Source organism: Winogradskyella pacifica, assembly GCF_013403915.1.
In the GTDB taxonomy this organism is placed as follows: Bacteria; Bacteroidota; Bacteroidia; order Flavobacteriales; family Flavobacteriaceae; genus Winogradskyella; species Winogradskyella pacifica.
Genome location: NZ_JABFDI010000006.1, coordinates 167,221 through 190,661, shown reverse-complemented (window position 1 = coordinate 190,661; position 23,441 = coordinate 167,221). Strand labels below are relative to the sequence as shown.

At 34.2% G+C, this 23,441-nt stretch carries 18 protein-coding genes; 14 read left to right on the top strand and 4 right to left on the bottom strand.

All coding sequences use genetic code 11. The features are described 5' to 3' along the window. Positions 1-154: 154 nt before the first annotated feature. Positions 155-919 carry an NYN domain-containing protein gene (locus HM984_RS07690; protein WP_115808445.1) on the bottom strand — a complete coding sequence of 255 codons (765 nt, stop codon included), beginning with the start codon at positions 917-919 and terminating at the stop codon, positions 155-157. 311 nt (positions 920-1,230) lie between these two features. Further along, positions 1,231-1,644, bottom strand: coding sequence for a DUF2452 domain-containing protein (locus tag HM984_RS07685; RefSeq protein ID WP_115808444.1), 414 nt, complete (start codon positions 1,642-1,644; stop codon positions 1,231-1,233). A gap of 107 nt (positions 1,645-1,751) precedes the next feature. Between HM984_RS07685 and HM984_RS07680 the strand changes: the two genes are divergently transcribed. Continuing rightward, positions 1,752-1,931 (top strand): hypothetical protein, encoded by a 180-nt coding sequence (locus HM984_RS07680; RefSeq protein ID WP_179348731.1) that lies wholly within the window; start codon positions 1,752-1,754, stop codon positions 1,929-1,931. Positions 1,932-2,075: 144 nt separating this feature from the next. Here the strand turns inward: HM984_RS07680 and HM984_RS07675 are convergent, their stop codons facing one another. Next, a complete protein-coding gene (locus HM984_RS07675) occupies positions 2,076-2,690 on the bottom strand; it encodes a fumarylacetoacetate hydrolase family protein (RefSeq protein WP_179348730.1) in 615 nt (204 codons plus the stop codon). A gap of 420 nt (positions 2,691-3,110) precedes the next feature. Between HM984_RS07675 and uvrA the strand changes: the two genes are divergently transcribed. The 6 genes from uvrA (at position 3,111) to HM984_RS07645 (ending at position 13,328) form a co-directional block, all read left to right on the top strand. Then, complete coding sequence (uvrA, locus tag HM984_RS07670; protein WP_179348729.1) at positions 3,111-5,939, top strand: excinuclease ABC subunit UvrA; 2,829 nt, start codon at positions 3,111-3,113, stop codon at positions 5,937-5,939. Between the two features lie 177 nt (positions 5,940-6,116). Then, on the top strand, positions 6,117-6,284 hold the full coding sequence (locus HM984_RS07665) for a lmo0937 family membrane protein (RefSeq protein WP_115808440.1): 168 nt from the start codon (positions 6,117-6,119) through the stop codon (positions 6,282-6,284). Positions 6,285-6,456: 172 nt separating this feature from the next. Beyond that, entirely contained in the window at positions 6,457-7,143 is a 687-nt protein-coding gene (locus tag HM984_RS07660; protein WP_179348728.1) for an LOG family protein, read from the top strand. A 178-nt stretch (positions 7,144-7,321) separates the two neighbouring features. Beyond that, positions 7,322-10,168 (top strand): gluzincin family metallopeptidase, encoded by a 2,847-nt coding sequence (locus HM984_RS07655; protein ID WP_179348727.1) that lies wholly within the window; start codon positions 7,322-7,324, stop codon positions 10,166-10,168. Between the two features lie 154 nt (positions 10,169-10,322). Further along, positions 10,323-12,734, top strand: coding sequence for an alpha-ketoacid dehydrogenase subunit alpha/beta (locus HM984_RS07650; protein ID WP_115808437.1), 2,412 nt, complete (start codon positions 10,323-10,325; stop codon positions 12,732-12,734). Positions 12,735-12,851: 117 nt separating this feature from the next. Beyond that, on the top strand, positions 12,852-13,328 hold the full coding sequence (locus HM984_RS07645; protein ID WP_179348726.1) for a hypothetical protein: 477 nt from the start codon (positions 12,852-12,854) through the stop codon (positions 13,326-13,328). Positions 13,329-13,569: 241 nt separating this feature from the next. On the opposite strand, the gene HM984_RS07640 is transcribed toward HM984_RS07645, so the two are convergent. Next, entirely contained in the window at positions 13,570-14,727 is a 1,158-nt protein-coding gene (locus HM984_RS07640) for a THUMP domain-containing class I SAM-dependent RNA methyltransferase (protein WP_179348725.1), read from the bottom strand. A 202-nt stretch (positions 14,728-14,929) separates the two neighbouring features. Here HM984_RS07640 and HM984_RS07635 point away from each other — a divergent pair, with 202 nt between their 5' ends. The 7 genes from HM984_RS07635 to HM984_RS07605 all read left to right on the top strand — a co-directional run bounded on the left by HM984_RS07635 (position 14,930) and on the right by HM984_RS07605 (position 23,302). Then, the gene (locus tag HM984_RS07635) at positions 14,930-15,661 is read left to right on the top strand and encodes an SAM-dependent methyltransferase (RefSeq protein WP_179348724.1); all 732 of its coding nucleotides are present in this window, start codon (positions 14,930-14,932) and stop codon (positions 15,659-15,661) included. Positions 15,662-15,666: 5 nt separating this feature from the next. Then, complete coding sequence (locus HM984_RS07630) at positions 15,667-16,341, top strand: ZIP family metal transporter (RefSeq protein ID WP_179348723.1); 675 nt, start codon at positions 15,667-15,669, stop codon at positions 16,339-16,341. Beyond that, positions 16,342-16,770, top strand: a complete 429-nt coding sequence (locus HM984_RS07625) for a DUF4268 domain-containing protein (RefSeq protein WP_179348722.1) — start codon at positions 16,342-16,344, stop codon at positions 16,768-16,770. Positions 16,771-16,944: 174 nt separating this feature from the next. After that, the gene (locus HM984_RS07620; RefSeq protein ID WP_179348721.1) at positions 16,945-17,358 is read left to right on the top strand and encodes a hypothetical protein; all 414 of its coding nucleotides are present in this window, start codon (positions 16,945-16,947) and stop codon (positions 17,356-17,358) included. A 152-nt stretch (positions 17,359-17,510) separates the two neighbouring features. Then, entirely contained in the window at positions 17,511-18,593 is a 1,083-nt protein-coding gene (locus HM984_RS07615) for an efflux RND transporter periplasmic adaptor subunit (RefSeq protein WP_179348742.1), read from the top strand. Positions 18,594-18,615: 22 nt separating this feature from the next. Continuing rightward, complete coding sequence (locus HM984_RS07610) at positions 18,616-21,867, top strand: efflux RND transporter permease subunit (RefSeq protein WP_179348720.1); 3,252 nt, start codon at positions 18,616-18,618, stop codon at positions 21,865-21,867. Then, on the top strand, positions 21,860-23,302 hold the full coding sequence (locus HM984_RS07605; protein ID WP_179348719.1) for a TolC family protein: 1,443 nt from the start codon (positions 21,860-21,862) through the stop codon (positions 23,300-23,302). Before HM984_RS07610 ends, HM984_RS07605 begins: the two co-directional genes overlap by 8 nt. Positions 23,303-23,441 lie beyond the last annotated feature (139 nt).

The following is a 23,441-nucleotide window of genomic DNA, read 5'->3' as shown; positions in this document are numbered from 1 at the left end:
TATTAGACACAAAAAAACTTAGTCTAATTATAGACTAAGTTTTTTTGTTTTAAGATAAATGTTTAGAATTATTACTCTTTAACATAAGCATCACCTAAAATTTATTTAATGTAATCTCGTTTAAAAATTACCATAAAGCGGTTTTCATTTCAGCCTATCTTTTATTTTTTCGTTTAGGTTTGTCTTCTTGGAGTCTTACATAAATTAATTTAGAACGTCCTCTTGAATCCTCGCGTCGCTCAATTTCGAAAGCTGAAATTGAATTAATTAAAGGAGTTAATTTCTGAAAACCATAATTTCTAGAATCAAAATTAGGCTGCTTCTTTAATAGTAAGCTTCCCACATCACCCAAAAATGCCCAGCCATCATCATCTGCTACATCATCTATAGTTGTCGCAATCAGCTTTATTTCTTTTGCTGTAATAGTATCATAATTATTCTTTGATGTTGTAGACTTCGTTTTGTCTTCTAATGGACTTTCTTCTTTTATATTTTTAAGAATCTCTATATATATAAACTTATCGCAAGCGACAATAAAGGGATTTGGTGTTTTCTTTTCACCTATACCATAAACCGCCATACCTGCTTCGCGCAAACGGGTTGCTAACCGTGTAAAATCACTATCACTAGAGACCAAACAAAAACCATCTACTTTCTCTGAATACAAAATATCCATAGCATCAATAATCATAGCAGAATCCGTAGCATTTTTCCCTGTAGTATAACCATATTGCTGTATAGGAGTTATGGCATTTTCTAAAAGCATATTTTTCCATTTGGATAAATGTGGCTTGGTCCAATCACCATAAATACGCTTTATAGTTGGATTGCCGTATTTGGCAATTTCTTCCATCATTTCTTTTACATAAGCTGATGGTATGTTGTCACCATCAATCAGTACTGCTAATTTTATATCCATAAGTGATTTTACATATTAATTTTTGTAATCCTAAAGATAAGGGCTTTAAAATAAAAAACCACTTCAATTGAAGTGGTTTTGTTAAACTTTACTGTAATCGTTACTTACGACTTACCTTTTTAGCGATTTTATCTGCTTTTTTTTCTTTAGCCGATTTAACTGGCTCTTTTTTTGAATTTTTCTTTGCATCTTGTGATTTAGCCATGACTATATATTTTAAGTTTTCACTTTTTAATTAGTATTAAATATAGTGAAAAAGAAAATACAAATGCGTGTTAAACGTCCAACTTCATTAGTTTTTTAAAATTCCGTTATTCTTCGTCTTCAATCCGTTTCCAAATCAACTCACTATTAAGTAAAAAACTACCTATGTGGTCAAAATTACAATCTGAAGGAGCAATAATAGATAAGAATGATTCTTCCTTTTTATCGCGATACAAGTGGTAAGTCTCACCAACGATGGGCTCAAAGGTGTAACGCGAATTATAAACCAATGTGTTATATTCTAGCTCTTGCATCATTTTTTCGTATGCTGCTTTAAGTTCTAAATATTTGGCTTTAATTTGTTTATTGGCCTTATTGATGTTTCTGGTTTTCCAAGACGAATTATCTGTAACTTGTATGGCAGGTGCACCAACATTAGTGGCATACGGTTTTAGATACGCATCATAACGGCTGGTAACTTCATCATATACAACCTGATCTGGTTTCTTATCTTTCGACATATTCAACTAGCTTTTCATAAAAAACGCTTTAATGAAACATTAAAGAGAATTGAATGTGTGTTTTTTTTATTAAATTTAGATCAATTAATTAATCCGTACTAAACTTTATGAAAAAAATAGGCTCATTAAACCTCTTTATGATAGCACTATGTGTTTTAATTATTATAGTAGCCATGTATTTATTCTTAAGAGGAGATCAGCGTCATGCTATTTTTATTGGACTCTGGGTACCGACAATTCTCGCGTTCGCAATCTTTATAAAACAAATCTTCAATGGAGGCAAATGAAATAATTTTTACTTTTTCGATATTTGTATCTATATGCGTAGTCGTTTGGGCTGTTTTGGTCATTCGCGCTTATAATAAGATAGATCGAAATGACTAAGTAAAACAATCATCTTTACGTTGTAAAAAAAGCAATGTGCTAAAGATTTAAATCATCTTAAAATCCAAAAGCAATTCCCCTTCAATTGAAGCCTGTAAATGATCACCTTTAACAACCAAGCCCGTGCCACTGGCAGGCGTACCTGTAAAAATAAGATCACCTTCGTCTAATGTCATAAAAGACGATATATAAGTAATAATTTCAGCAAAGCTATAAATCATTAAACCCGTTATACCCACTTGTTTTTGTTCTCCATTAATTTTTAAATCAAAATTTATAGCATTCAAATCTGAAAATTCTGAAATCGGTTTAAACCCCGAAATCGGCGAGGCACCATCAAACCCTTTAGCCAAAGCCCAAGGCCCTTTATTTTCTCTACTAGCAGCTAACACATCTTTGGCTGTGTAATCAATACCAATTGCCAATTCTGAAATATAAGACACAGCATCATTGAGTGCAATATCCTTACCACGTTTTCCTATTTTAACCACCAGCTCTACTTCGTAAGCTAATTGATTTGTAATTTTCGGAAATTCAACATCTTTATTATCGGTAACTAAACTAGAGTCTGGTTTCGTAAATATAGTTTGTGCACCAGTTTTTAGAGCACTAATTTCTGATGTTTCGTTGACATAATTTTTGCCAATACCTATTATTTTCATGTGGTTTTATCTTTCAAATTAATTAAGAATAAAGATAGAAAAAGCCATTCTAAAACCTATTAAAAAATAGGTTATCAATAAAAAAAATATACAACTTCTAAAATACCTCAAATACATACCCAAGCAGCCAATAGAGTATAAAAAATACCACGATAGTACCTATACAACCGCACTTACCTCCTCCTATTTTCTTAGCTCCCCAAGCAGCACCTATAATTCTTAATAATTTTTCCATAGCGTTACATATTATATATCGTAAAGTTAAGTCGCGTTTAGATAATTATGGTGCTGTAATTAAATAAATTTACGCTCATATCATTATTTTAGATTGTTATTACAGACATTACTACGGTTATTTTTAACAACTATAATTTGTACCTTTGCAGCTTTGCTAAAAACAATAAGAGGACAAATCCAAATATGAGCCAATTCAACGATTATATTGAAGTCAAAGGAGCACGTGTTCACAACCTTAAAAACATTGATGTTACCATTCCACGGGAAAAACTTGTCGTAATTACAGGTTTATCAGGAAGCGGAAAATCATCCTTGGCTTTTGATACTATTTATGCCGAAGGACAACGTCGCTATATTGAAACATTTTCAGCGTATGCGCGTCAGTTTTTAGGTAATTTAGAACGTCCTGATGTCGATAAAATTGATGGCCTTTCTCCTGTTATTGCTATAGAGCAAAAAACAACGAGTAAATCACCGCGCTCTACGGTTGGCACAATTACCGAGATCTATGACTTTTTACGCTTGTTGTACGCCAGAGCTGCAGATGCTTATAGCTACGAAACAGGCGAACAAATGGTAAGCTATAACGATGAGCAAATTAAAGACCTTATTTTAGAGTCTTACAAAGGCAAACGCATTAACATCTTATCACCTGTGGTGCGTTCTCGTAAAGGTCATTATCGCGAATTATTTGAGCAAATTGCGAAACAAGGTTTTGTTAAAGTTAGAACCGATGGAGATATTGTAGATATCGAAAAAGGTATGAAACTAGACCGTTACAAAACCCACGATATTGAAATTGTTATTGATAGACTAAAGATTGATAGCACTGAAAACGATGAAAAGCGCTTAATGGAAAGCATTAATACAGCCATGTATCATGGTGAAGACGTATTGATGGTTATTGACCAAGACACTAACGAACCACGCTTTTTTAGTCGTAACCTTATGTGTCCTTCTTCTGGTATTTCTTATCCCAACCCAGAGCCTAATAATTTTTCTTTTAACTCACCAAAAGGAGCTTGCTCTAATTGTAATGGTATTGGCGAATTGTATGTGGTAAACCCAAAGAAATTGGTGCCAGACGAATCGTTATCCATAAAAAATGGAGCTTTAGCACCCCATGGCCCACAGAAGAAAAGCTGGATATTTAAACAGTTTGAAACCATAGCACAACGTTTTGATTTTTCTTTAAACGATGCTTGGAAAGACATTCCTGAAGACGCAAAACAAATTATTCTTTATGGTGGGAAAGATAAATTTACAGTAGAAAGTAAGCTACTAGGTGTTACACGCGATTACAAAATTGATTTTGAAGGAGTTGCTAATTTTATTGAAAGCCAGTACAATTCAGATTCCACATCGTTAACGCGTTGGGCAAAAGAATATATGGACAAAGTAGAATGTCCTGTTTGCGAAGGTTCTCGTTTACGCAAAGAGTCTCTCTATTTTAAAGTGGATGGCAAAAGTATAGCCGATTTGGTGAATATGGATGTGGTAGAGTTAGGCGTTTGGCTAGATGGTTTAATGGACCGTTTATCTAGCAAGCAACAACAAATTTCTGCCGAAATCATAAAGGAAATCCGAAGTCGTGTTCAGTTTTTATTAGACGTAGGACTCACCTACCTAAGCCTAAATCGAAGTTCAAAATCCTTGTCTGGAGGCGAAGCACAACGTATTAGATTAGCCACGCAAATTGGTTCGCAATTGGTTGGTGTACTTTATATTTTAGATGAACCAAGTATTGGTTTACACCAACGCGATAACGAAAAACTAATCAATTCTTTAATTTCTCTTAGAGATGTTGGAAACTCCGTTATTGTGGTCGAACACGATAAAGATATGATAGAACGTGCCGATCACGTTATTGATATCGGTCCTTTTGCGGGTAAATATGGTGGCGAAATTATTAGTGAAGGCACTCCAAAAGAATTACTAAAACAAAAGACATTAACCGCAGCTTACCTCAATGGCGAAAAGGAAATTGAAATCCCAAAAACCAGACGAAAAGGCAATGGTAAAAAATTGATATTAAAAGGCTGTACTGGTAATAACTTAAAGAATGTTGATATTGAGTTACCACTAGGAAAAATGATTGGTGTGACGGGAGTTTCCGGAAGTGGGAAATCGACATTAATCAACGAAACCTTATACCCTATTCTTAATGCTTACTATTTTAATGGTGTAAAAAAACCGATGCCCTATAAAAGCATAAAAGGTTTAGAGCATTTAGACAAAGTGATTGACATTAACCAATCACCAATCGGAAGAACACCAAGAAGTAATCCTGCAACTTACACGAAGACTTTTGATGAAGTTAGAAGTTTGTTTGCTAAGATTCCCGAAGCCATGATTCGTGGTTACAAACCAGGACGTTTTAGTTTTAATGTCAAGGGTGGACGTTGCGAAACGTGCCAAGGTGGTGGCTTGCGTGTTATTGAAATGAATTTCTTACCAGATGTTTATGTCGAATGTGAAACCTGCCAAGGCAAACGTTTTAATCGAGAAACATTAGAGATTCGCTATAAAGGAAAATCGATTAGTGATGTTCTAAATATGACCATCGAAGAAGCAGTTAGTTTCTTTGAAAACATTCCTAAGATCCATAGAAAACTCAAAACAATTAAAGATGTAGGGTTAGGATACATTACGCTAGGCCAACAATCTACAACACTTTCTGGAGGGGAAGCGCAACGTATAAAATTAGCGACAGAATTAAGCAAACGCGATACTGGAAATACCTTTTACATACTCGATGAACCAACTACTGGTTTACATTTTGAAGATATCAGAGTGCTAATGAAAGTGCTTAACAAATTAGCAGATAAAGGTAATACCGTTTTAATTATTGAACACAACCTCGATGTTATAAAAACCGTAGACTACATTATAGATATCGGTTACGAAGGCGGAAAAGGCGGTGGTAATGTGGTGGCTAAAGGTACACCTGAAGAAATTATAAAAGATAAAAAGAGTTATACTGCTAAGTTTTTGAAAAAGGAAATGCAGTAAGTGCAACTCAACAATCTACTATAAGTAAGATTTCCTTCTAAACATTTAAAGACTACAGACAAAATTTAAGTTAAAAAGAACTTTTTTACAACTATTGTTAACTCAATCGGTTTTACCATAATGAAGCTATTGTTATATTTTATAACTTGACTTCACTAACACAAAAACCTTAACATTATGAAAAGTATTCTTTGGCTTGTAGCCGTTATCTGTATAGTAGTATGGCTGCTTGGATTATTAGACATTATTCCAGGAATGAGCAGTAACAGTCTCATACATATATTATTAGTTATTGCTGTGGTTGTTATCTTATATAATATAATTTCGGGTAGGAAACCATTATAAATTCTAAATAAAATAAATTCATAAGCGTATCTCAATATTTAGGTACGCTTATTTTTTTTGAGTTTAAATATCTATTTCAATCTATTTAACTTAACTTTGAAAGTCTTAAAAATTAGACAAAGCCATATTAATATATGGCTTTTATATTGTTATAATAAATTATATTGATATTATGCGAACAGAAAGCAACAGCAAACGATGGAATGAAATAAAAACAAATGACTCATGGGCGATTTTCAAAATCATGGGAGAATTTGTCAACGGATATGAAAAACTGAGTAAAATAGGTCCTTGTGTTTCTATTTTTGGATCAGCAAGAACTAAACCAGACCATAAATATTATAAACTAGCAGAAGAAGTTGCTGCTAAAATTGTAGACCAAGGCTATGGCGTTATTACAGGCGGTGGACCAGGTATTATGGAAGCGGGAAATAAAGGCGCGCATATCGCAGGTGGAACGTCTGTAGGTCTAAATATCGAATTGCCATTTGAGCAGCACGACAATCCTTATATAGATTCAGACAAGAGCTTAGACTTTGATTATTTCTTTGTTAGAAAAGTAATGTTTGTAAAATACTCGCAAGGTTTTGTTGTAATGCCTGGAGGTTTTGGAACTTTAGATGAACTTTTTGAAGCGATAACATTAATTCAAACGCACAAAATAGAATCATTTCCTATCATCTTAGTTGGAAAAGATTTTTGGGGCGGTTTAATGGAGTGGGTAAAAACGACCTTATTAGATGCCGGAAACATTAGCGCTAAAGATTTAGATCTTATTCACCTTGTGGATTCTGGAGATGAAGTAATTGAAATACTTAACGATTTTTATAAAGAATACGATCTTAGTCCTAATTTCTAAAAAAAATCTTTATTTTTCAATTCAATGCCTTGAAAAAAAATTTTTAAGTTATTTTACAATAAAAATATTCACTTTAACGATTCTTAATCAAGAAACCGTTAAAGTGATGTTTTATAATTTATGCTATTACCCTTTAAAAGATGCAGTTACTAATCCCAAAAACTTTATAATTCCTTAATTGCATAAAAACCTATTCATAACAGCCCTCTTCATTGTTTTTAGCTACACTATTGCGGCTCAAAATATAATTGCTATTAATGCAGATGTCGATGTTGAGTCCAAAACTATCGCTATAGAACAAACCATAGTTTATAAGAATGAAACTAAGGACGTGCTTAGCAGTATTTATCTTAATGACTGGAATAATAGTTACTCTACCAAATCCACACCATTAGCAGAACGTTTTGAACAAGAGTTTAGCACTAAATTCCATTTAGCTAAAAACGAACAACGTGGGTTTACGTTGGTGACTTCAATAAAAAACGACGCTGAAACTCCTTTAAATTACGACCATTTAAAAGCACATCCCGATGTTTTAAAAGTTGACTTAGCTAACCCATTGCAACCTGGCGAATCTTATACTTTGCAGCTCAATTATCAGCTGTTAATTCCTGATGCTACTTTTACGAATTATGGCATAACTAAAGCTAAAGATTTCGACTTAAAATATTGGTACATCACACCTGCCGTATACGATGGCGAATGGCATTATTATAGCAACAAGAATTTAGATGACTTATTTATTCCTAAAGCAGATGTAACTATTAGCATTACTCACCCGAGAAACTATAAAGCCACTTCTGAGCTCAATTTTATTACCTCAAAAATTAACGAAGAACAGAACACACAAACCACGATTCTAAGCGGAAAAGATAGAATAGATACCTATTTATCACTTTATAAATTCTCGTCATATAATTTTGTACAGACTGATGACTTTATTATAATTTCTGATATAAAAGAAAAGGACTTACCTGGTCCTGCAAAAGCATTGATAACAGATAAGGTTACGAGATATCTAACTAAGCATCTTGGAACCTACCCGCATGAACAACTGTTGGTAACCTCTATTGATTACCAAAAAGATCCACTGTACGGCCTTAATCAACTACCTTCTTTTTTTAGACCTTTTCCTGAGGATTTTCAGTATGAATTAAAACTTCTTAAAACCGCATTAAAAAAGTACATAGACAATATTCTATTATTAAACCCTAGAAAAGAACATTGGTTAAGTGAAGGGCTTCAAGTATATTATTTAATTAATTATGTTGAAGAAAATTATCCCGACATGAAACTCTTAGGAACCTTAGCAGACGTTTGGGGAATTAGAGCTTTTCATGCTGCCGATTTAAATTTTAATTTTCAGTACTTTTTGTACTCCATGGAGATTGCTAGAAAAAACAGAGATCAGCCTTTAACCACGTCTAAAGATTCCTTAACTAAATTCAATACTAATATTGCGGGCAAATATAAAGCAGGTGTTGGCTTAGATTACTTAGATCAGTTTACAGACGACATCAACTTATCTGATAATATCACAGAGTTCTTACAAGAAAATCAATTAAAAACAGTTTCTCTTACCGATTTTGAAACCTTTATCAGCTCTAAAACATCTAAAGATATTCGTTGGTTCTTTAGCGATTACCTAAATACTAGAAAGAAAATAGATTTTAAAATTTCGTCGATAAAATCATTAGAAGATTCCTTAGAATTAACCATAAAAAATAAGCGCGATAATGCGATGCCTATTTCAGTTTTTAAGTTGAAAAACGATTCCGTTATTGGAAAATTATGGGTAGAAAACATAAATGGCACTAAAACTGTAACACTGCCAAAAGACAGTACAGAGAAGTTTGTTTTAGATTACGATAATGTGATACCAGAATACAATCAGCGTGATAATTATAAAGCTGTTAATGGCTCTTTTCTAAATAACAAACCACTTCAGTTTAGATTATTTAAAGATATTGAAGACCCTAATTACAATCAAATATTCTTTATGCCATTGGTTGAGTTTAATAATATCTATGATGGTTTAACATTAGGCACAAAAGTGTATAATAAAACGATTTTAAGAAAGCGATTAAACTATAGGTTCTCGCCACAATATGCTACAAAATCAAAATCATTAACAGGCTCTACTTCTGTATTCTATTCACACAATTTAGAAGATCAAAATCTATATGATATTACCTATGGGCTTTCTGCAGGTTACCAATCCTTTGCTACAGATGCCTTTTTTACCAGAATAAGACCTTCGGTTACTTTTAGTTTTAGAGATGATTCGGATTTTAGATCCCCACAAACGGATCAGATTATGGCTAGGTATGTTAGCATATCTAGAGAACTTGGCGAGGACGCTACAGTTCCCTTAGACGAAGACGAACCAGATTATGGTGTTTTTAATTTAAGGTATACGCATTTCAATCCTGGCGTTATTAATTATTCAAAATTTTATACTGATATCCAAGTGGCCAATAAGTTCAGTAAAATTTCATTTAATTACGAATTTAGAAAACTAACTCAAAGCAACCGAAATATTAACTTTAGATTTTTTGCAGGTGCATTCTTAGATAACCGTTCTGACCTTAGTTCTAATTATTTTAGTTTCGCCTTAGACCGACCAACAGATTATTTATTCGACCTAAACTATCTTGGTCGTTCGGAAGCTTCAGGGCTTTTTAGTCAACAAATTATTATTGCAGAAGGAGGCTTTAAATCAAAGTTAGAAACACCTTTTGCTAACCAATGGATGACTACAGCTAATTTTAGCACCTCTATTTGGAGATACATTCAAGCTTATGGTGATGCAGGTTTAGTAAAAAACAAATTCAGTAATGCTAAATTTGTTTACGATTCTGGCATACGATTAAACCTTGTTGAGGATTATTTTGAAATCTACTTCCCTATCTACTCTAATCTCGGTTGGGAAATCGGACAGCCAAATTACGATCAGTCTATTCGTATTATGTTTACTGTAGACCCACAAGTTCTTTTAGGGCTTTTTAGACGAAAATGGTATTAAGGAATTCTTATTGAAAAGTTAAAATTATTAAATAATTTAAGCTATTGTCAGCGATAAAGCTATTTCACTGAGAATATCACAAGATTATAACGCTGCTCACTGTTGCATAAAATTTTAATTTTTTGTACTTTCGCAAGACTTAAACAGTGACTATATGAAGACGGATCCTAACACCAAAACAGAAATTACTTTTGACGATTTTAAAACCGAAGTTTTAAGCGACTACAAATTAGCGGTAACCAGCCGAGAATGTAGTTTGCTTGGTCGTAGAGAAGTTTTAACTGGGAAAGCCAAGTTTGGTATTTTTGGTGACGGAAAAGAAATCCCTCAAATCGCTTGGGCAAAAGCATTTAGAAATGGGGATTTTAGATCTGGTTATTATAGAGATCAAACCTTTATGATGGCTATCGGTGAATTGACTATAGAGCAGTTTTTTGCTGGCCTGTATGCAAACACAGATATTAAAGAAGAGCCTATGTCTGCTGGTCGCCAAATGGGAGGCCACTTTGCAACCCATAGTTTAGATGAAAATGGCCAATGGAAAAACCTAACAGAACAAAAAAATTCTAGTTCAGATATTTCTCCTACCGCAGGACAAATGCCTAGACTTTTAGGTTTAGCTCAAGCGTCTAAAATATATAGAGAAGTTAAAGGTATTGATACCGCAATGTTTTCTAAGGAAGGTAATGAAATTGCTTGGGGAACCATCGGTAATGCCAGTACAAGTGAAGGCTTGTTTTTTGAAACTATAAATGCTGCAGGTGTTTTACAAGTACCTATGGTCATTAGTATCTGGGATGATAATTACGGAATTTCTGTACATGCGAGACATCAAACAACAAAAGAAAATATTTCTGAAATACTAAAAGGCTTTCAACGTGAAGAAGACCAAAAAGGTTACGAGATTTTTAGAGTTGATGGTTGGAATTACCCTCAGTTAATTGATACGTATCAACGTGCTGCTAAGATTTCGAGAAACGAACATGTACCAGTAATGATACATGTTCAAGAATTAACACAACCTCAAGGCCATTCTACATCTGGATCTCATGAGCGTTATAAGAATAAAGAACGTTTAGCATGGGAAGCAGAGTACGATTGTAATGTACAAATGCGTCTTTGGATTATCGAGAATAACATTGCTACAGACGAAGAACTAACAGCTATAGAGCGTACCATTAAGAAAGCAGTTAGAGAAGGTAAAAAAGCAGCTTGGGCCGCGTGTATAAATCCTATAATCGCAGAACGTAAAGAAGCACTGAGTATGTTAGAGCAACTAGCAGCATCTAGTCCAAATGCCGTGTTTATTACCAAACTAAAAAACGAATTAGAAGGTTTTGATGAACCTTTACGACGCAATATACTTACGGCAACTAGAAAGGCGTTACGCTATGTGGTTTCTGAATCATCTTCAGAAAAAACAGCCCTTCAAAATTGGATTACAAATTATATTAATACCATTCAACCTAAATACAGTTCGCATTTACATAGCGAATCACAGAAAAGTGCTTTTAACCAATCTGAAGTTATTCCAACTTATGATGCCAACGCCGAAGAAGTTGATGGACGTGTGGTTTTACGAGAAAATTTCGATGCTATATTTAGTAACTATCCAGAAGCTTTAATTTTTGGAGAAGATGCTGGTTATATCGGAGATGTTAATCAAGGCTTAGAAGGTCTTCAAGAAAAGCACGGAGAACTTAGAGTTTCAGATACTGGTATTAGAGAAGCGACCATTATAGGACAAGGTATAGGAATGGCTATGCGTGGTTTAAGACCAATTGCAGAAATTCAGTATTTGGATTACATTATGTACGCAATTCAAATAATGAGTGATGATTTAGCTACAGTTCAATACAGAACTAAAGGTCGCCAAAAAGCACCATTAATTGTAAGAACTCGTGGTCATCGATTAGAAGGTATTTGGCATTCTGGCTCGCAAATGGGTGGTGTTCTTAATTTAATTAGAGGTATTCATGTTTTAGTACCAAGAAACATGACTAAAGCCGCTGGTTTTTACAACACTTTATTAGACAGTGACGAACCTGCTTTGGTTGTAGAATGTTTAAATGGTTATAGGTTAAAGGAAAAATTACCAAATAACATCGGGGAATTTAAAACACCAATCGGAGTTGTAGAAACCATTAGAGAAGGTGATGATATTACCCTTATATCTTATGGCTCAACATTACGTTTAGTTGAAAAAGCAGCAAAAGAATTGCAAGTGGTTGGTATTGATGCAGAGATTATTGATGTACAATCATTATTACCTTTTGATTTGAATCACGATATCGTTAAAAGTATTGCCAAAACCAACCGTGTTATGGTAATTGATGAAGATGTAAAAGGAGGAGCTTCGGCTTATATTCTGAATGAAATCTTAAATACACAAGATGCCTTTCAGTATTTAGATAGTGCACCAAAAACTTTAGCAGCAAAGCCACACAGACCAGCGTATGGTACAGATGGAGATTATTTTTCAAAGCCATCTGCAGAAGATATCTTTGAAGCTATTTATGATGTGATGCATGAATTGAGTCCTGCTGATTATCCTAAATTAAGATAATAAGAATCACAATTTTATAAAATATATAGAAGCAGTTAATTATGACATATAATTAGCTGCTTTTAGTTTTACATGGGTTTCATATACAACTACAACGAAAAGTCTTAAATTTATAGCATGAAGATTGAATCCATCGTTACCATTAAAAAAGAACTCAAACACCTTTCTCAAGAGGAGCTTTTAGAGCTGTGTTTACGCTTAGGCAAATTCAAAAAAGAAAATAAAGCACTACTCACCTATCTATTATTTGAATCTCATGATGAAGATGGTTACATCGTAAGTGTAAAAGCGAGTTTAGATAATTTGTTTGAAGGTATTAATACCGATAGCTATTTCTATATGAAGAAAACGATACGTAAGATTCTCAGAGAAATCAGAGTATACAGTCGTTATTCGTTAAAGAAAACAACCGAAGTGGAGCTCCTACTCTATTTTTGTGAACGGATGAATGAATTAAAACCTTCAATTCATAAAAATACTACGCTGAGTAATTTATATGAACGTCAAGTACTTTCTGTGAAGAAAAAAATTAAAGTACTGCATGAAGATTTACAGTATGATTATAATTTGCAATTGGAGGCTTTGGAGCGGTAATTTGTATTTCTCGTAAAGGCGCTAAGACGCAAAGATGAACTCTGAAAATTAGCACTGAAAGTTATGACACAGAGTTACACGAAGAAGGCTCAAAGATGCACGGAGAGATTGTTCTAAAAAACAAACTCTATTTGCTCATTCATATTATAAATCCATTCGAAAAAACACTTCGTTTCTGAAAACTACTACTAAGACATTAGGCTTTTAACTAACGACTACCAACCAACGACTAAAGATTAACCTACTGCTTATGAGTCTTCTTACTACCTTCATACATTTCGTACTTCACCAAACGTGCTTCAAGCTTAGCGTTAAAGACTTTTATTTTTCTTGAAGGTCTTAAACCTACAGATTTTAAAGCTTCCATATTAGAGGTAATTAACCACGCATTGGTATTAGGATATCCATGCTTTAGGGTAGTTCCTATATTACCGTAGAATTCTTCAACATTTAAATTCTCTAAACGTTCACCATAAGGAGGATTAAAAACCATATGTAATTTTTCATCACCCGATTTTTGAGTTTTAAAGAAATCTTCATGCTGAATGTGTACAAATTCATCTAAATGCGCATTCTTAATATTCTCTTTTGCTTTTACAATTGCCGACGGAGATTTGTCGTACCCCATTATTTTATGATGAAAATCACGTGTTTTTTTCAATAAGGATTCTTCAATTTTTTCGAATAATTCCACATCCCAATCTGTCCAACGTTCAAAGGCAAACTCTTTTCGCATTAAATTTGGCGGAATATTACAAGCAATCATAGCGGCTTCTGCCAACATGGTTCCACTACCACACATCGGGTCCATAAAATCAGATTGACCATCCCAACCACTCATCATAATAAGTCCGGCAGCTAAAACCTCATTAATTGGAGCAATATTCGTTGCCGTTTTATAACCACGTCTATGTAATGATTCTCCAGAAGTATCTAGAGAAATCGTACAACGTTGACGATCTATATGTACATTTATTTTTAAATCTGGAAAACGTAAATCGACATCCGGACGCGTACCGTCAATATCTCTAAAACGATCTACAATAGCATCTTTCGTTTTTAAAGCGGTGTATTGCGAATGCGTAAAGACACTATTATGAACCGTAGCATCAACAGCCAAGGATCCAGTAGATTTTAAATAGTCTTCCCATTTCATATTCTTTACATTTTTGTAAAGATCTTCCTCTTTAGTCACTCTAAAAGAATGAATAGGTTTTAATATTTTTATGGCCGTTCTAATTCCAAGGTTCGCTTTATACATAAAGCCTTTATCTCCTTCAAAGCTCACATTTCGCACACCTTTTTCCACTTTCATGGCTCCAAGTTGTGTGAGTTCCTTTGCTAAAATATCTTCGAAGCCAAATAGTGTTTTGGCTAACATCTTGTAATTATCTTCCATAAATTCCGTCAAATAGATTGCAAAAATACAGTATTTTTGCAGCATGACACCCTAAAATTTGAATAGGACTCGTCATTACGAAATTTTAAGACAAAGTTGACACCATCTTTTTATTGATAATGAGATGACCACGCTTATGCTTCTCGTAATGACAACTAATTATTTTAACGAAAGTGACTCCTACTTTTATTAGGAGATAAATATGACTAAACCAGCAAAACAATGGTACGCATCGTGGTTTGATACACCTTACTACCATATCTTATATAAAGACAGAAATTATACTGAAGCCCAGGATTTCATGGATAATTTAACAAATTATCTTAACATTCCCGAACAAGGTAAAATTCTAGATTTAGCATGTGGTAAGGGAAGACACTCTGTGTACTTAAACTCTTTGGGCTATAATGTTACAGGTGCCGATTTATCAGAACAAAGTATTGCTTATGCGGAGCAATTTGAGAATGACACACTAAAATTTAAGGTTCACGATATGAGTAAACCTTATCCTGATACGTTTGATGCTGTTTTTAATCTTTTTACTAGTTTTGGTTACTTTGAAGACGAAAAATGTAATCTTGAAACGATAAAGTCTATTCAAGCAGAATTAAATGAATTTGGATTTGGGGTTATCGATTTTATGAACACCAATTACGTTATTGAAAATTTAATTCCAGAAAATATTAAAACGGTTGAAGGGATTGATTTTCATCAAAAACGATCGGTTAAAGATGGTTACATTATTAAAGATATTAGTTTTGATGCTGACGGTGAACACTTCGAATTTCAGGAACGTGTAAAAGCTTTTACGCTAAAAGATTTTGAAGCGCTTTTTGAAAAAGCCGGAGTGCATTTGTTGGATGTTTTTGGAGATTATAAATTACACAAATATCATACTCAGACATCTGAGCGTATGATTATGATTTTTAAGTAAACTGCATGAATAGCTATTTATTACCATTACTTGCCGTAATCATCGGTGTTGCTATCGCTTTAGTCACTAAACACCAAAAGTCAATTTACACCAAATTGCTTTTATCTTTTAGTGGTGCCTTTTTATTAGCATTAACACTCTTTGATTTGCTACCAGAAGTCTATCAGCACATTGATGCCAAGCTCACTGGTTTGTATATAATGTGTGGTATATTACTTCAAATTATTTTAGAGTTCTTTTCTAAAGGAGCTGAGCATGGACACGTTCATATTCATAAAGAGGACAACGAATTTCCTTGGTTACTTTTTATCAGTTTATGCATTCATAGTTTTTTAGAAGGCTTTCCCATACACCAACATAATGATATGGTTTATGGAGTTTTAATTCATAAAATTCCGATTGCCATTTTAATAACCGCATTTTTATTAAAATCTAGTTATAGCAAATTACAGATTATAAGCTTCTTAGCAATATTTTCGGCTATGACGCCTTTAGGAACCTTAATATCTAATCACTCTAGCTTTATGGCAACTTATGTAGATGTCATTAATGCTATTGTTATAGGTATCTTTTTACATATTTCTACCACTATTTTATTTGAATCTGGCGAGGGCCACAAGTTTAATTTATCTAAATTAGTCGCTATCTGCTTAGGAATATTAATTGCTTATTTCATTTAAATGTTTTCAAAAGAAGAATCACGATTATTACGACAAGAATTCTGGATCAGTTTCGGAAAATCATTTCCTAGAAAATGGTTATTATACGATACAAAAATAAAAGGGTTCTCGTTTAAGTTTCATTTCGATACGAAGTCCGCTTTAATCGCTTTAGATATTGAAGATGATTTGGAGAATCGTATTAAATATTGGGAAAAACTCACCTCATTAAAAGGCATTTTAAAGAATGATTTTCTTCCAGAAATTATTTTTGAAGAAGAATACATCCTAGAAAATGGAAAGGAGATTTCACGAATATATTTACCATTAGAGCAAAAAGTATCGATCCATAATAAAAATACATGGAGAGACGTTATGGAATTTTTTAATGAAAATATGGATTTATTTGAATCCTTTTTTTATGAATATAGCGATATTATAAAAGATTAACTTTTATACTAGATTTCTTTTATTTAGCTTAAAAGCATTGCTATCACTAAGAAAAACCATTTCACCTTATTAAGCGCTCTAATTTTTTTAAGAAATATTTATCATTGTAATGCTAAAATTAAAACTATCTCTTGTTGGTAATATAAATCTAATGGTATAGTTTTGACCCCCGAAATGAAAAAGACTTTCAATAGATACTTATCTTTAATTGTTGTTCTATTACTAAGCACATTTGCTAATTTACAAGCTAATGAAGCTATTGGCAATACAACAAACACGCTCACTACCCATCATGGTAGTATAACACTTACGTATACTAAACAATTTAGTGATGCAACTATTATTCCGTATCATAAAGGTGCGGATGATAGAAGAAATGTTGAAGTTATTGAAAGTAACAAAGTAGAAGACGAAGAAGCGTCTAGTAAAAAACAGTACTATAAAGACTACCTAGAAACAGCTTTCATAAATGCACTGTTATTTGAGTTTTCCTCTAAAGAACTACAAAAAAAACCATACCGCTCAGAAAGCGTTATCAATGAACCTTGTCTTAGGCTTCATATCCAATTCCAAGTTTTTATAATTTGATATCCACAAGAACAGACATACAACTTAAAACGGTCTGTTTCTAATTTATGGATTTAGAGTTTAGACCAAAACTCTAAAATGTCATGCTCAATTCCCAATGGGTCTGACCTCATACTTATATCATTTTATAAAATAATTTACAAGTGAACATCATTAAGAAAATAACTATTTTCACAGGCCTATTTATGTGTATAACTCTGGCGAGCTGTGAAGAACACAAAGAAGAAAAACACGAAGAATCAACATTTCTCGTAACCAATCCTATAAAAAAAGACACGACTCTTATTAAAGATTATGTGAGTCAAATCCACTCCATAAGACACATTGAATTGAGAGCTTTAGAAAAGGGCTATTTAAAAAATATCTCTGTAGATGAAGGGCAACATGTAAAGAAAGGACAGCAGTTATTTCAGATCATGCCTAACATTTATCAAGCTGAACTCAATAAGGCTAAAGCCGAATCTAAAGTCGCGCAAATAGAACTCGCCAACACGCAATTACTAGCTGATGGTAATGTAGTGTCTCCTAATGAATTGGCCATGGCACAAGCCAACTTAGAAAAAGCCAATGCCGAAGTCTCTTTAGCGCAAACCCATTTAGGTTTTACCAGTATCAAAGCGCCTTTTAATGGTATTATTAACCATTTGGAAGCTAGAGAAGGTAGCCTTTTAGATGAAGGTGAATTATTAACCACACTCTCAGACAACAGTGAAATGTGGGTATATTTTAATGTGCCTGAAGCAGAATACTTAGATTATATTACCAGTGAAGCTAAAAAGAACAACACAAATGTTGAACTTCTAATGGCGAACAACAAGCTTTTTAACCAAAAAGGTATTGTAGAAACTATTGAAGGAGAATTTGATAGCGAAACCGGAAATATTGCGTTTAGAGCTACATTCCCTAATCCCGATGGAATTTTAAGACATGGTGAAACAGGAAGCATTTTAATGACCATTCCTTTCAAAGATGTTGTTATTATACCACAAAAAGCCACGTTTGAGATCTTAGACAAAACCTATGTTTTCGTAGTTGACACGAACCATGTTGTACACCAAAGAGAAATCACTATTGGTGCAGAGTTGCCGCACTTATTTATCGTAGATAAAGGGTTATCTGAAACCGAAACGATACTTCTCGAAGGTATTAAAATGGTCAGAGATCAAGAGGAGATCCATACTAAAACTGTAGATCCTGTTACTGTATTATCTAATCTAGAACTTTACGCAGAGTAATTCTAACTAATCTACACACATCATGTTTAAAAAATTTATTAAAAGACCCGTCTTGGCTATTGTCATTTCGGTGATCATTATATTTATAGGTGGCTTAGCGATAAAGCAACTACCTATATCTCAATTCCCGCAAATTGCACCGACTACAGTCAATATTTTTATTGCCTATCCAGGTTCGAGTGCTGATGTATTGGTGAATTCCACATTAATTCCATTAGAAACCGCCATCAATGGTGTTCAAGACATGCGTTATATCGCATCAGATGCTACTAGTGCTGGTGAAGGCACCTTACGTGTTATTTTTGAACCAGGCACAGATCCCAATGAAGCGGTTGTTAGAGTAAAAACTAGAGTCGATCAGGTAATGCCATTGCTTCCAGAATTGGTACAGCGTGAAGGTGTTATTATTACACCTGTACAACCTAGTATGTTAATGTACGTTAACCTATCGAGTACAAATAAAGACAACGACGAAAAGTTCCTCTACAATTATGCTTACACCAAAATAATTCCTGAAATACAGCGAATTAAAGGGATTGCAAGTGCTCAAATTTTAGGAAGTCGAAAATATGCCATGCGTGTTTGGTTAAAACCAGATCGTATGCGCGCTTATAATATTTCTGCAGAAGAAGTTTTAGAAGCGATGGAAGACCAAAGTATTTTGGCACGTCCTGGTCGTTTAGGACGAAGTTCGGGTAAAACAGCCCAATCCCTAGAGTATGTTTTAACCTATCAAAACCGTTATAACGAACCCGAACAATATGAAGAGATTATTGTTAAAGCCAATAAAGAAGGGCAAATTGTTACGCTTGCTGATATTGCTGATGTAAAATTAGGAAGTGAATTTTTTGATATATATTCAAATTTAGATGGAAAACCTTCGGCTTCAATTGTATTAAAACAAACTTTTGGTAGTAATGGTAGTGATGTTATTGATGCTGTAAAAGAAAAGCTAAAAGAACTTGAAGTTGATCTTCCTCCAGAAGTTGATTTTCAAATTAGTTATGATGTTTCTAATTTCTTAGATGCTTCTATAGATCAAGTTATTCATACACTGCGAGATGCTTTTATCTTAGTTGCCATAGTGGTATTCTTATTTCTAGGAGATTGGCGTTCAACTTTAATTCCTATTATTGCTGTTCCGGTTTCCTTGATTGGAGCCTTTTTCGTGATGCAGATGTTTGGGTTATCCATTAATCTTATTACGCTTTTTGCCTTAGTATTAGCGATTGGTATTGTGGTCGATAATGCCATTGTGGTCGTTGAAGCTGTTCACGTAAAAATGGAAGAAGACCATCACCTCACTCCCTACCAAGCATCTTCAGAGGTTTTAGGCGAAATTGGAGGTGCTATTGTTGCCATAACTTTGGTCATGGTTTCGGTATTTATTCCTATTTCGTTTATGACGGGTCCTGTTGGTGTTTTCTACCGACAATTCTCAATTACCATGGCTGGTTCAATTGTTATTTCTGCCATTGTGGCCTTGACGTTAACTCCAGTGCTTTGTGCCATGTTATTAAAGAATAATCATGGTAAGAAACGTACTTCACCTTTAGATAAATTTATTGATTACTTTAACGGTGGTTTTGAAAAACTGACAGGAAGTTACGTTAAGATTCTAAACAAAATAGTCGCGAGACGCTTTATCACCTTTGGAATACTTGCCGCTTTCTGTGTTGGAATTTTCTTTACAAATGAAGTGTTACCTGCCGGGTTTATTCCTAATGAAGACCAAGGTATGATCTATGCCATTATTCAGACACCACCTGGTGCGACTTTAGAGCGTACCAATGAAGTGGCTAAAAAACTTCAAAAAATATGTGAAGAAACTGAAGGTGTCGAATCCGTATCCTCTTTAGCTGGTTATGAAATTATGACAGAAGGTCGTGGATCCAACGCAGGAACCTGTTTAATTAACCTGAAACCTTGGTCAGAACGTGAGCACTCGGTTCATGAAATCATGGAAGAATTAGAAGAAGAAACCAAAGACTTAGGAGCAGTTATAGAATATTTTGAACCGCCAGCAGTGCCAGGATTTGGATCTTCAGGTGGATTCGCTTTACGTTTATTAGATAAAACAAACTCTACAGATTATCACCATTTTGAGAGTGTGAATAACGAGTTTATGGACGCCTTATCTAAGCGCCCAGAACTATCTGGTTTATTTACCTTCTTCTCTGCCAACTATCCGCAATATGAGTTAAAAATAAACAACAAAATTGCGATGCAAAAAGGAGTAACCATTGGTACAGCCATGGAAAACCTCAACATTTTAATTGGTAGTACTTACGAGCAAGGCTTTATTCGGTTTGGTCGTTTCTTTAAAGTGTACACGCAAGCAGCACCAGAATACAGACGTTTACCAAGTGATCTCGAAAAATTATTTGTAAAAAATGAGGAAGGAGAAATGGTTCCTTATTCTGCTTTTATGAGTATTGAAAAGAAACTAGGCCCTAACGAAATTACACGTTATAACCTTTACAATTCGGCATCCATTAGAGGATTGCCTGCAGCAGGATTTACAAGTGATGATGCTATTAAAGCGATTAAAGAAGTTGCTGCGACGCAATTACCAAGGGGTTATGATATTGCTTGGGAAGGCTTGAGTTTTGATGAAGCGCAACGCGGAAATGAATCTATTTACATTTTTATAGTCGTACTCATATTTGTCTACTTTGTATTAGCAGCACAATATGAAAGCTTCCTGTTACCTTTTGCGGTTATTTTATCTTTACCTGTTGGTGTCTTCGGTTCGTTTATACTTCTTAAAGCCATGGGATTAGCTAATGATGTTTATGCTCAAATTGGAGTCATTATGCTGGTTGGTTTACTTGGTAAAAATGCCGTGTTAATTGTGGAGTTTGCCGTTCAAAAACGCAGGCAAGGTGCTACAATTTTAGAAGCCGCCATTGAAGGTTCTAGAGCACGATTTAGACCAATCTTAATGACATCCTTTGCTTTTATTGCCGGATTAATTCCGTTAGTTATGGCTTCTGGAGCTGGTGCTATTGGGAATAGAACTATTGGTGGTTCTGCCTTAGGAGGAATGCTTATCGGTACGCTTGGTGGTGTTTTAATTATTCCTGGTCTGTATTACATTTTTGCAAAAATGGCTGATGGAAAAAGTCTAATTAAAGACGAAGCTAGTGAGCCTATTTCGGAAGAAATGATGCGCGTTAGTGAAACTAAAAATCAAAGTGAAGCTAATGCTGAAAAAATCAGTAAACTCACAAAACTATTGAAAAAACTTCGTAAAAATAAAAACGATGAATAAGATAAAAACGATTAGAAAAGCACACCTTATTGGTATGCTTACCTTACTATTACTTTGCTCTTGTGTACCTACGCAACACGCTGTAAAAGAAGCGAACACCACGGTGCCTGATCAGTATCTAGATAAAACTACAGATTCGGTAAATAGCGCCACCATACAGTGGAAAACATTCTTTTCAGATCCAAAGTTAGTCGCATTAATTGATACTGCGCTAGCCAATAATCAGGAGCTTAATATTATGCTACAGCAAATTGCAATGGCTAATAATGAGGTACAAGTTAGAAAAGGAGAGTATTTACCTTTTGTAAATGTTTACGCAGGCGCAGAAGTTGAAAAAGTTGGTGAATACACCCGAAATGGAGCTGTAGAACAGCATTTAGATATTCGTGAAGGCGAAGAATTTCCAGAACCTTTAACCGATTTTTCAGTTGGTTTGGATGTGTCATGGGAACTCGATGTGTGGAAAAAACTGCGCAATGGAAAAAAAGCAGCCGTTTTAGAATATCTAAGTACTATTGAAGGTAAGAATTTTATGATCACCACTATTGTTTCAGAAATAGCCAATTCCTATTACGAGCTTTTAGCTTTAGATAATCAGTTAAACATTATTGAGCAGAATTTAGAGATTCAAAAAAATGCTTTAGAAATGGTTAAACTTCAAAAGCAAGCTGCGAGAGCGACGCAATTAGCGGTGAGACGTTTTGAAGCAGAAGTCTATAAAAATCAAAGTAATAAATTTGAAATTCGTCAAGAAATTGTTGAAACTGAAAATAAGATTAATTTTCTTTTAGGGCGCTATCCACAAAAAATTGACAGAGATTCTGACGATTTTATTAATCGCCCAATAGATACAATTGAAGCCGGTATCCCAGCGCAGCTTTTAGCAAATAGACCCGATATTAAACAAGCAGAATATGAATTAGAAGCTTCAAAATTGAACGTTAAAATTGCCAAAGCGAACTTCTACCCTTCTATTGGTATTAAAGCAGGTATTGGTTTGCAAGCTTTTAAAACAAAGTATTTAACCAGTACACCAGAATCGCTTTTATATTCTTTAGTTGGAGATGTGGTTAGTCCGTTAATCAATAGAAATGCTATTAAAGCGGAATACCGTAATGCCAATAGCAGACAACTACAAGCGGTTTTTGAATATGAAAAAGCCATTCTAAACGGTTATATTGAAGTGGCCAACACGCTTTCTAACATTAATAATTTAAAAGAAAATTATGAGTTAAAGGAAAAGCAAGTTGATGCTATGACAGAAGCTATTGATCTTTCTATACAATTGTTTAGATCTGCTAGAGCAGAATACACCGAAGTTCTATTGACGCAAAGAGAAGCTTTAGATTCTAAAATTGAAATTATTGAAACGAAAAGAGACCAATTCTTGGCGAATGTAAAAATTTATCAAGCCTTAGGTGGTGGATGGAATTAGTTGAAACCTGTACCAAATCTGAAAGCCATTTTACACTACTGTATAATGGCTTTTTTTTTTATAATTAAATGAGTGTTGACAATGGTGTAGCGCTTCTTCCGTCTTATGCAAAGTAGGGCAACAAATGTGTTAAACCTTA

Excerpts from the sequence above, each read along its gene's own strand:
- HM984_RS07690 (WP_115808445.1), bottom strand. The coding sequence starts at position 919 with ATGGATATAAAATTAGCAGTACTGATTGATGGTGACAACATACCATCA.
- HM984_RS07685 (WP_115808444.1), bottom strand. The coding sequence starts at position 1,644 with ATGTCGAAAGATAAGAAACCAGATCAGGTTGTATATGATGAAGTTACC.
- HM984_RS07680 (WP_179348731.1), top strand. The coding sequence starts at position 1,752 with ATGAAAAAAATAGGCTCATTAAACCTCTTTATGATAGCACTATGTGTT.
- HM984_RS07675 (WP_179348730.1), bottom strand. The coding sequence starts at position 2,690 with ATGAAAATAATAGGTATTGGCAAAAATTATGTCAACGAAACATCAGAA.
- uvrA (WP_179348729.1), top strand. The coding sequence starts at position 3,111 with ATGAGCCAATTCAACGATTATATTGAAGTCAAAGGAGCACGTGTTCAC.
- HM984_RS07665 (WP_115808440.1), top strand. The coding sequence starts at position 6,117 with ATGAAAAGTATTCTTTGGCTTGTAGCCGTTATCTGTATAGTAGTATGG.
- HM984_RS07660 (WP_179348728.1), top strand. The coding sequence starts at position 6,457 with ATGCGAACAGAAAGCAACAGCAAACGATGGAATGAAATAAAAACAAAT.
- HM984_RS07650 (WP_115808437.1), top strand. The coding sequence starts at position 10,323 with ATGAAGACGGATCCTAACACCAAAACAGAAATTACTTTTGACGATTTT.
- HM984_RS07645 (WP_179348726.1), top strand. The coding sequence starts at position 12,852 with ATGAAGATTGAATCCATCGTTACCATTAAAAAAGAACTCAAACACCTT.
- HM984_RS07640 (WP_179348725.1), bottom strand. The coding sequence starts at position 14,727 with ATGGAAGATAATTACAAGATGTTAGCCAAAACACTATTTGGCTTCGAA.
- HM984_RS07635 (WP_179348724.1), top strand. The coding sequence starts at position 14,930 with ATGACTAAACCAGCAAAACAATGGTACGCATCGTGGTTTGATACACCT.
- HM984_RS07630 (WP_179348723.1), top strand. The coding sequence starts at position 15,667 with ATGAATAGCTATTTATTACCATTACTTGCCGTAATCATCGGTGTTGCT.
- HM984_RS07625 (WP_179348722.1), top strand. The coding sequence starts at position 16,342 with ATGTTTTCAAAAGAAGAATCACGATTATTACGACAAGAATTCTGGATC.
- HM984_RS07620 (WP_179348721.1), top strand. The coding sequence starts at position 16,945 with ATGAAAAAGACTTTCAATAGATACTTATCTTTAATTGTTGTTCTATTA.
- HM984_RS07610 (WP_179348720.1), top strand. The coding sequence starts at position 18,616 with ATGTTTAAAAAATTTATTAAAAGACCCGTCTTGGCTATTGTCATTTCG.
- HM984_RS07605 (WP_179348719.1), top strand. The coding sequence starts at position 21,860 with ATGAATAAGATAAAAACGATTAGAAAAGCACACCTTATTGGTATGCTT.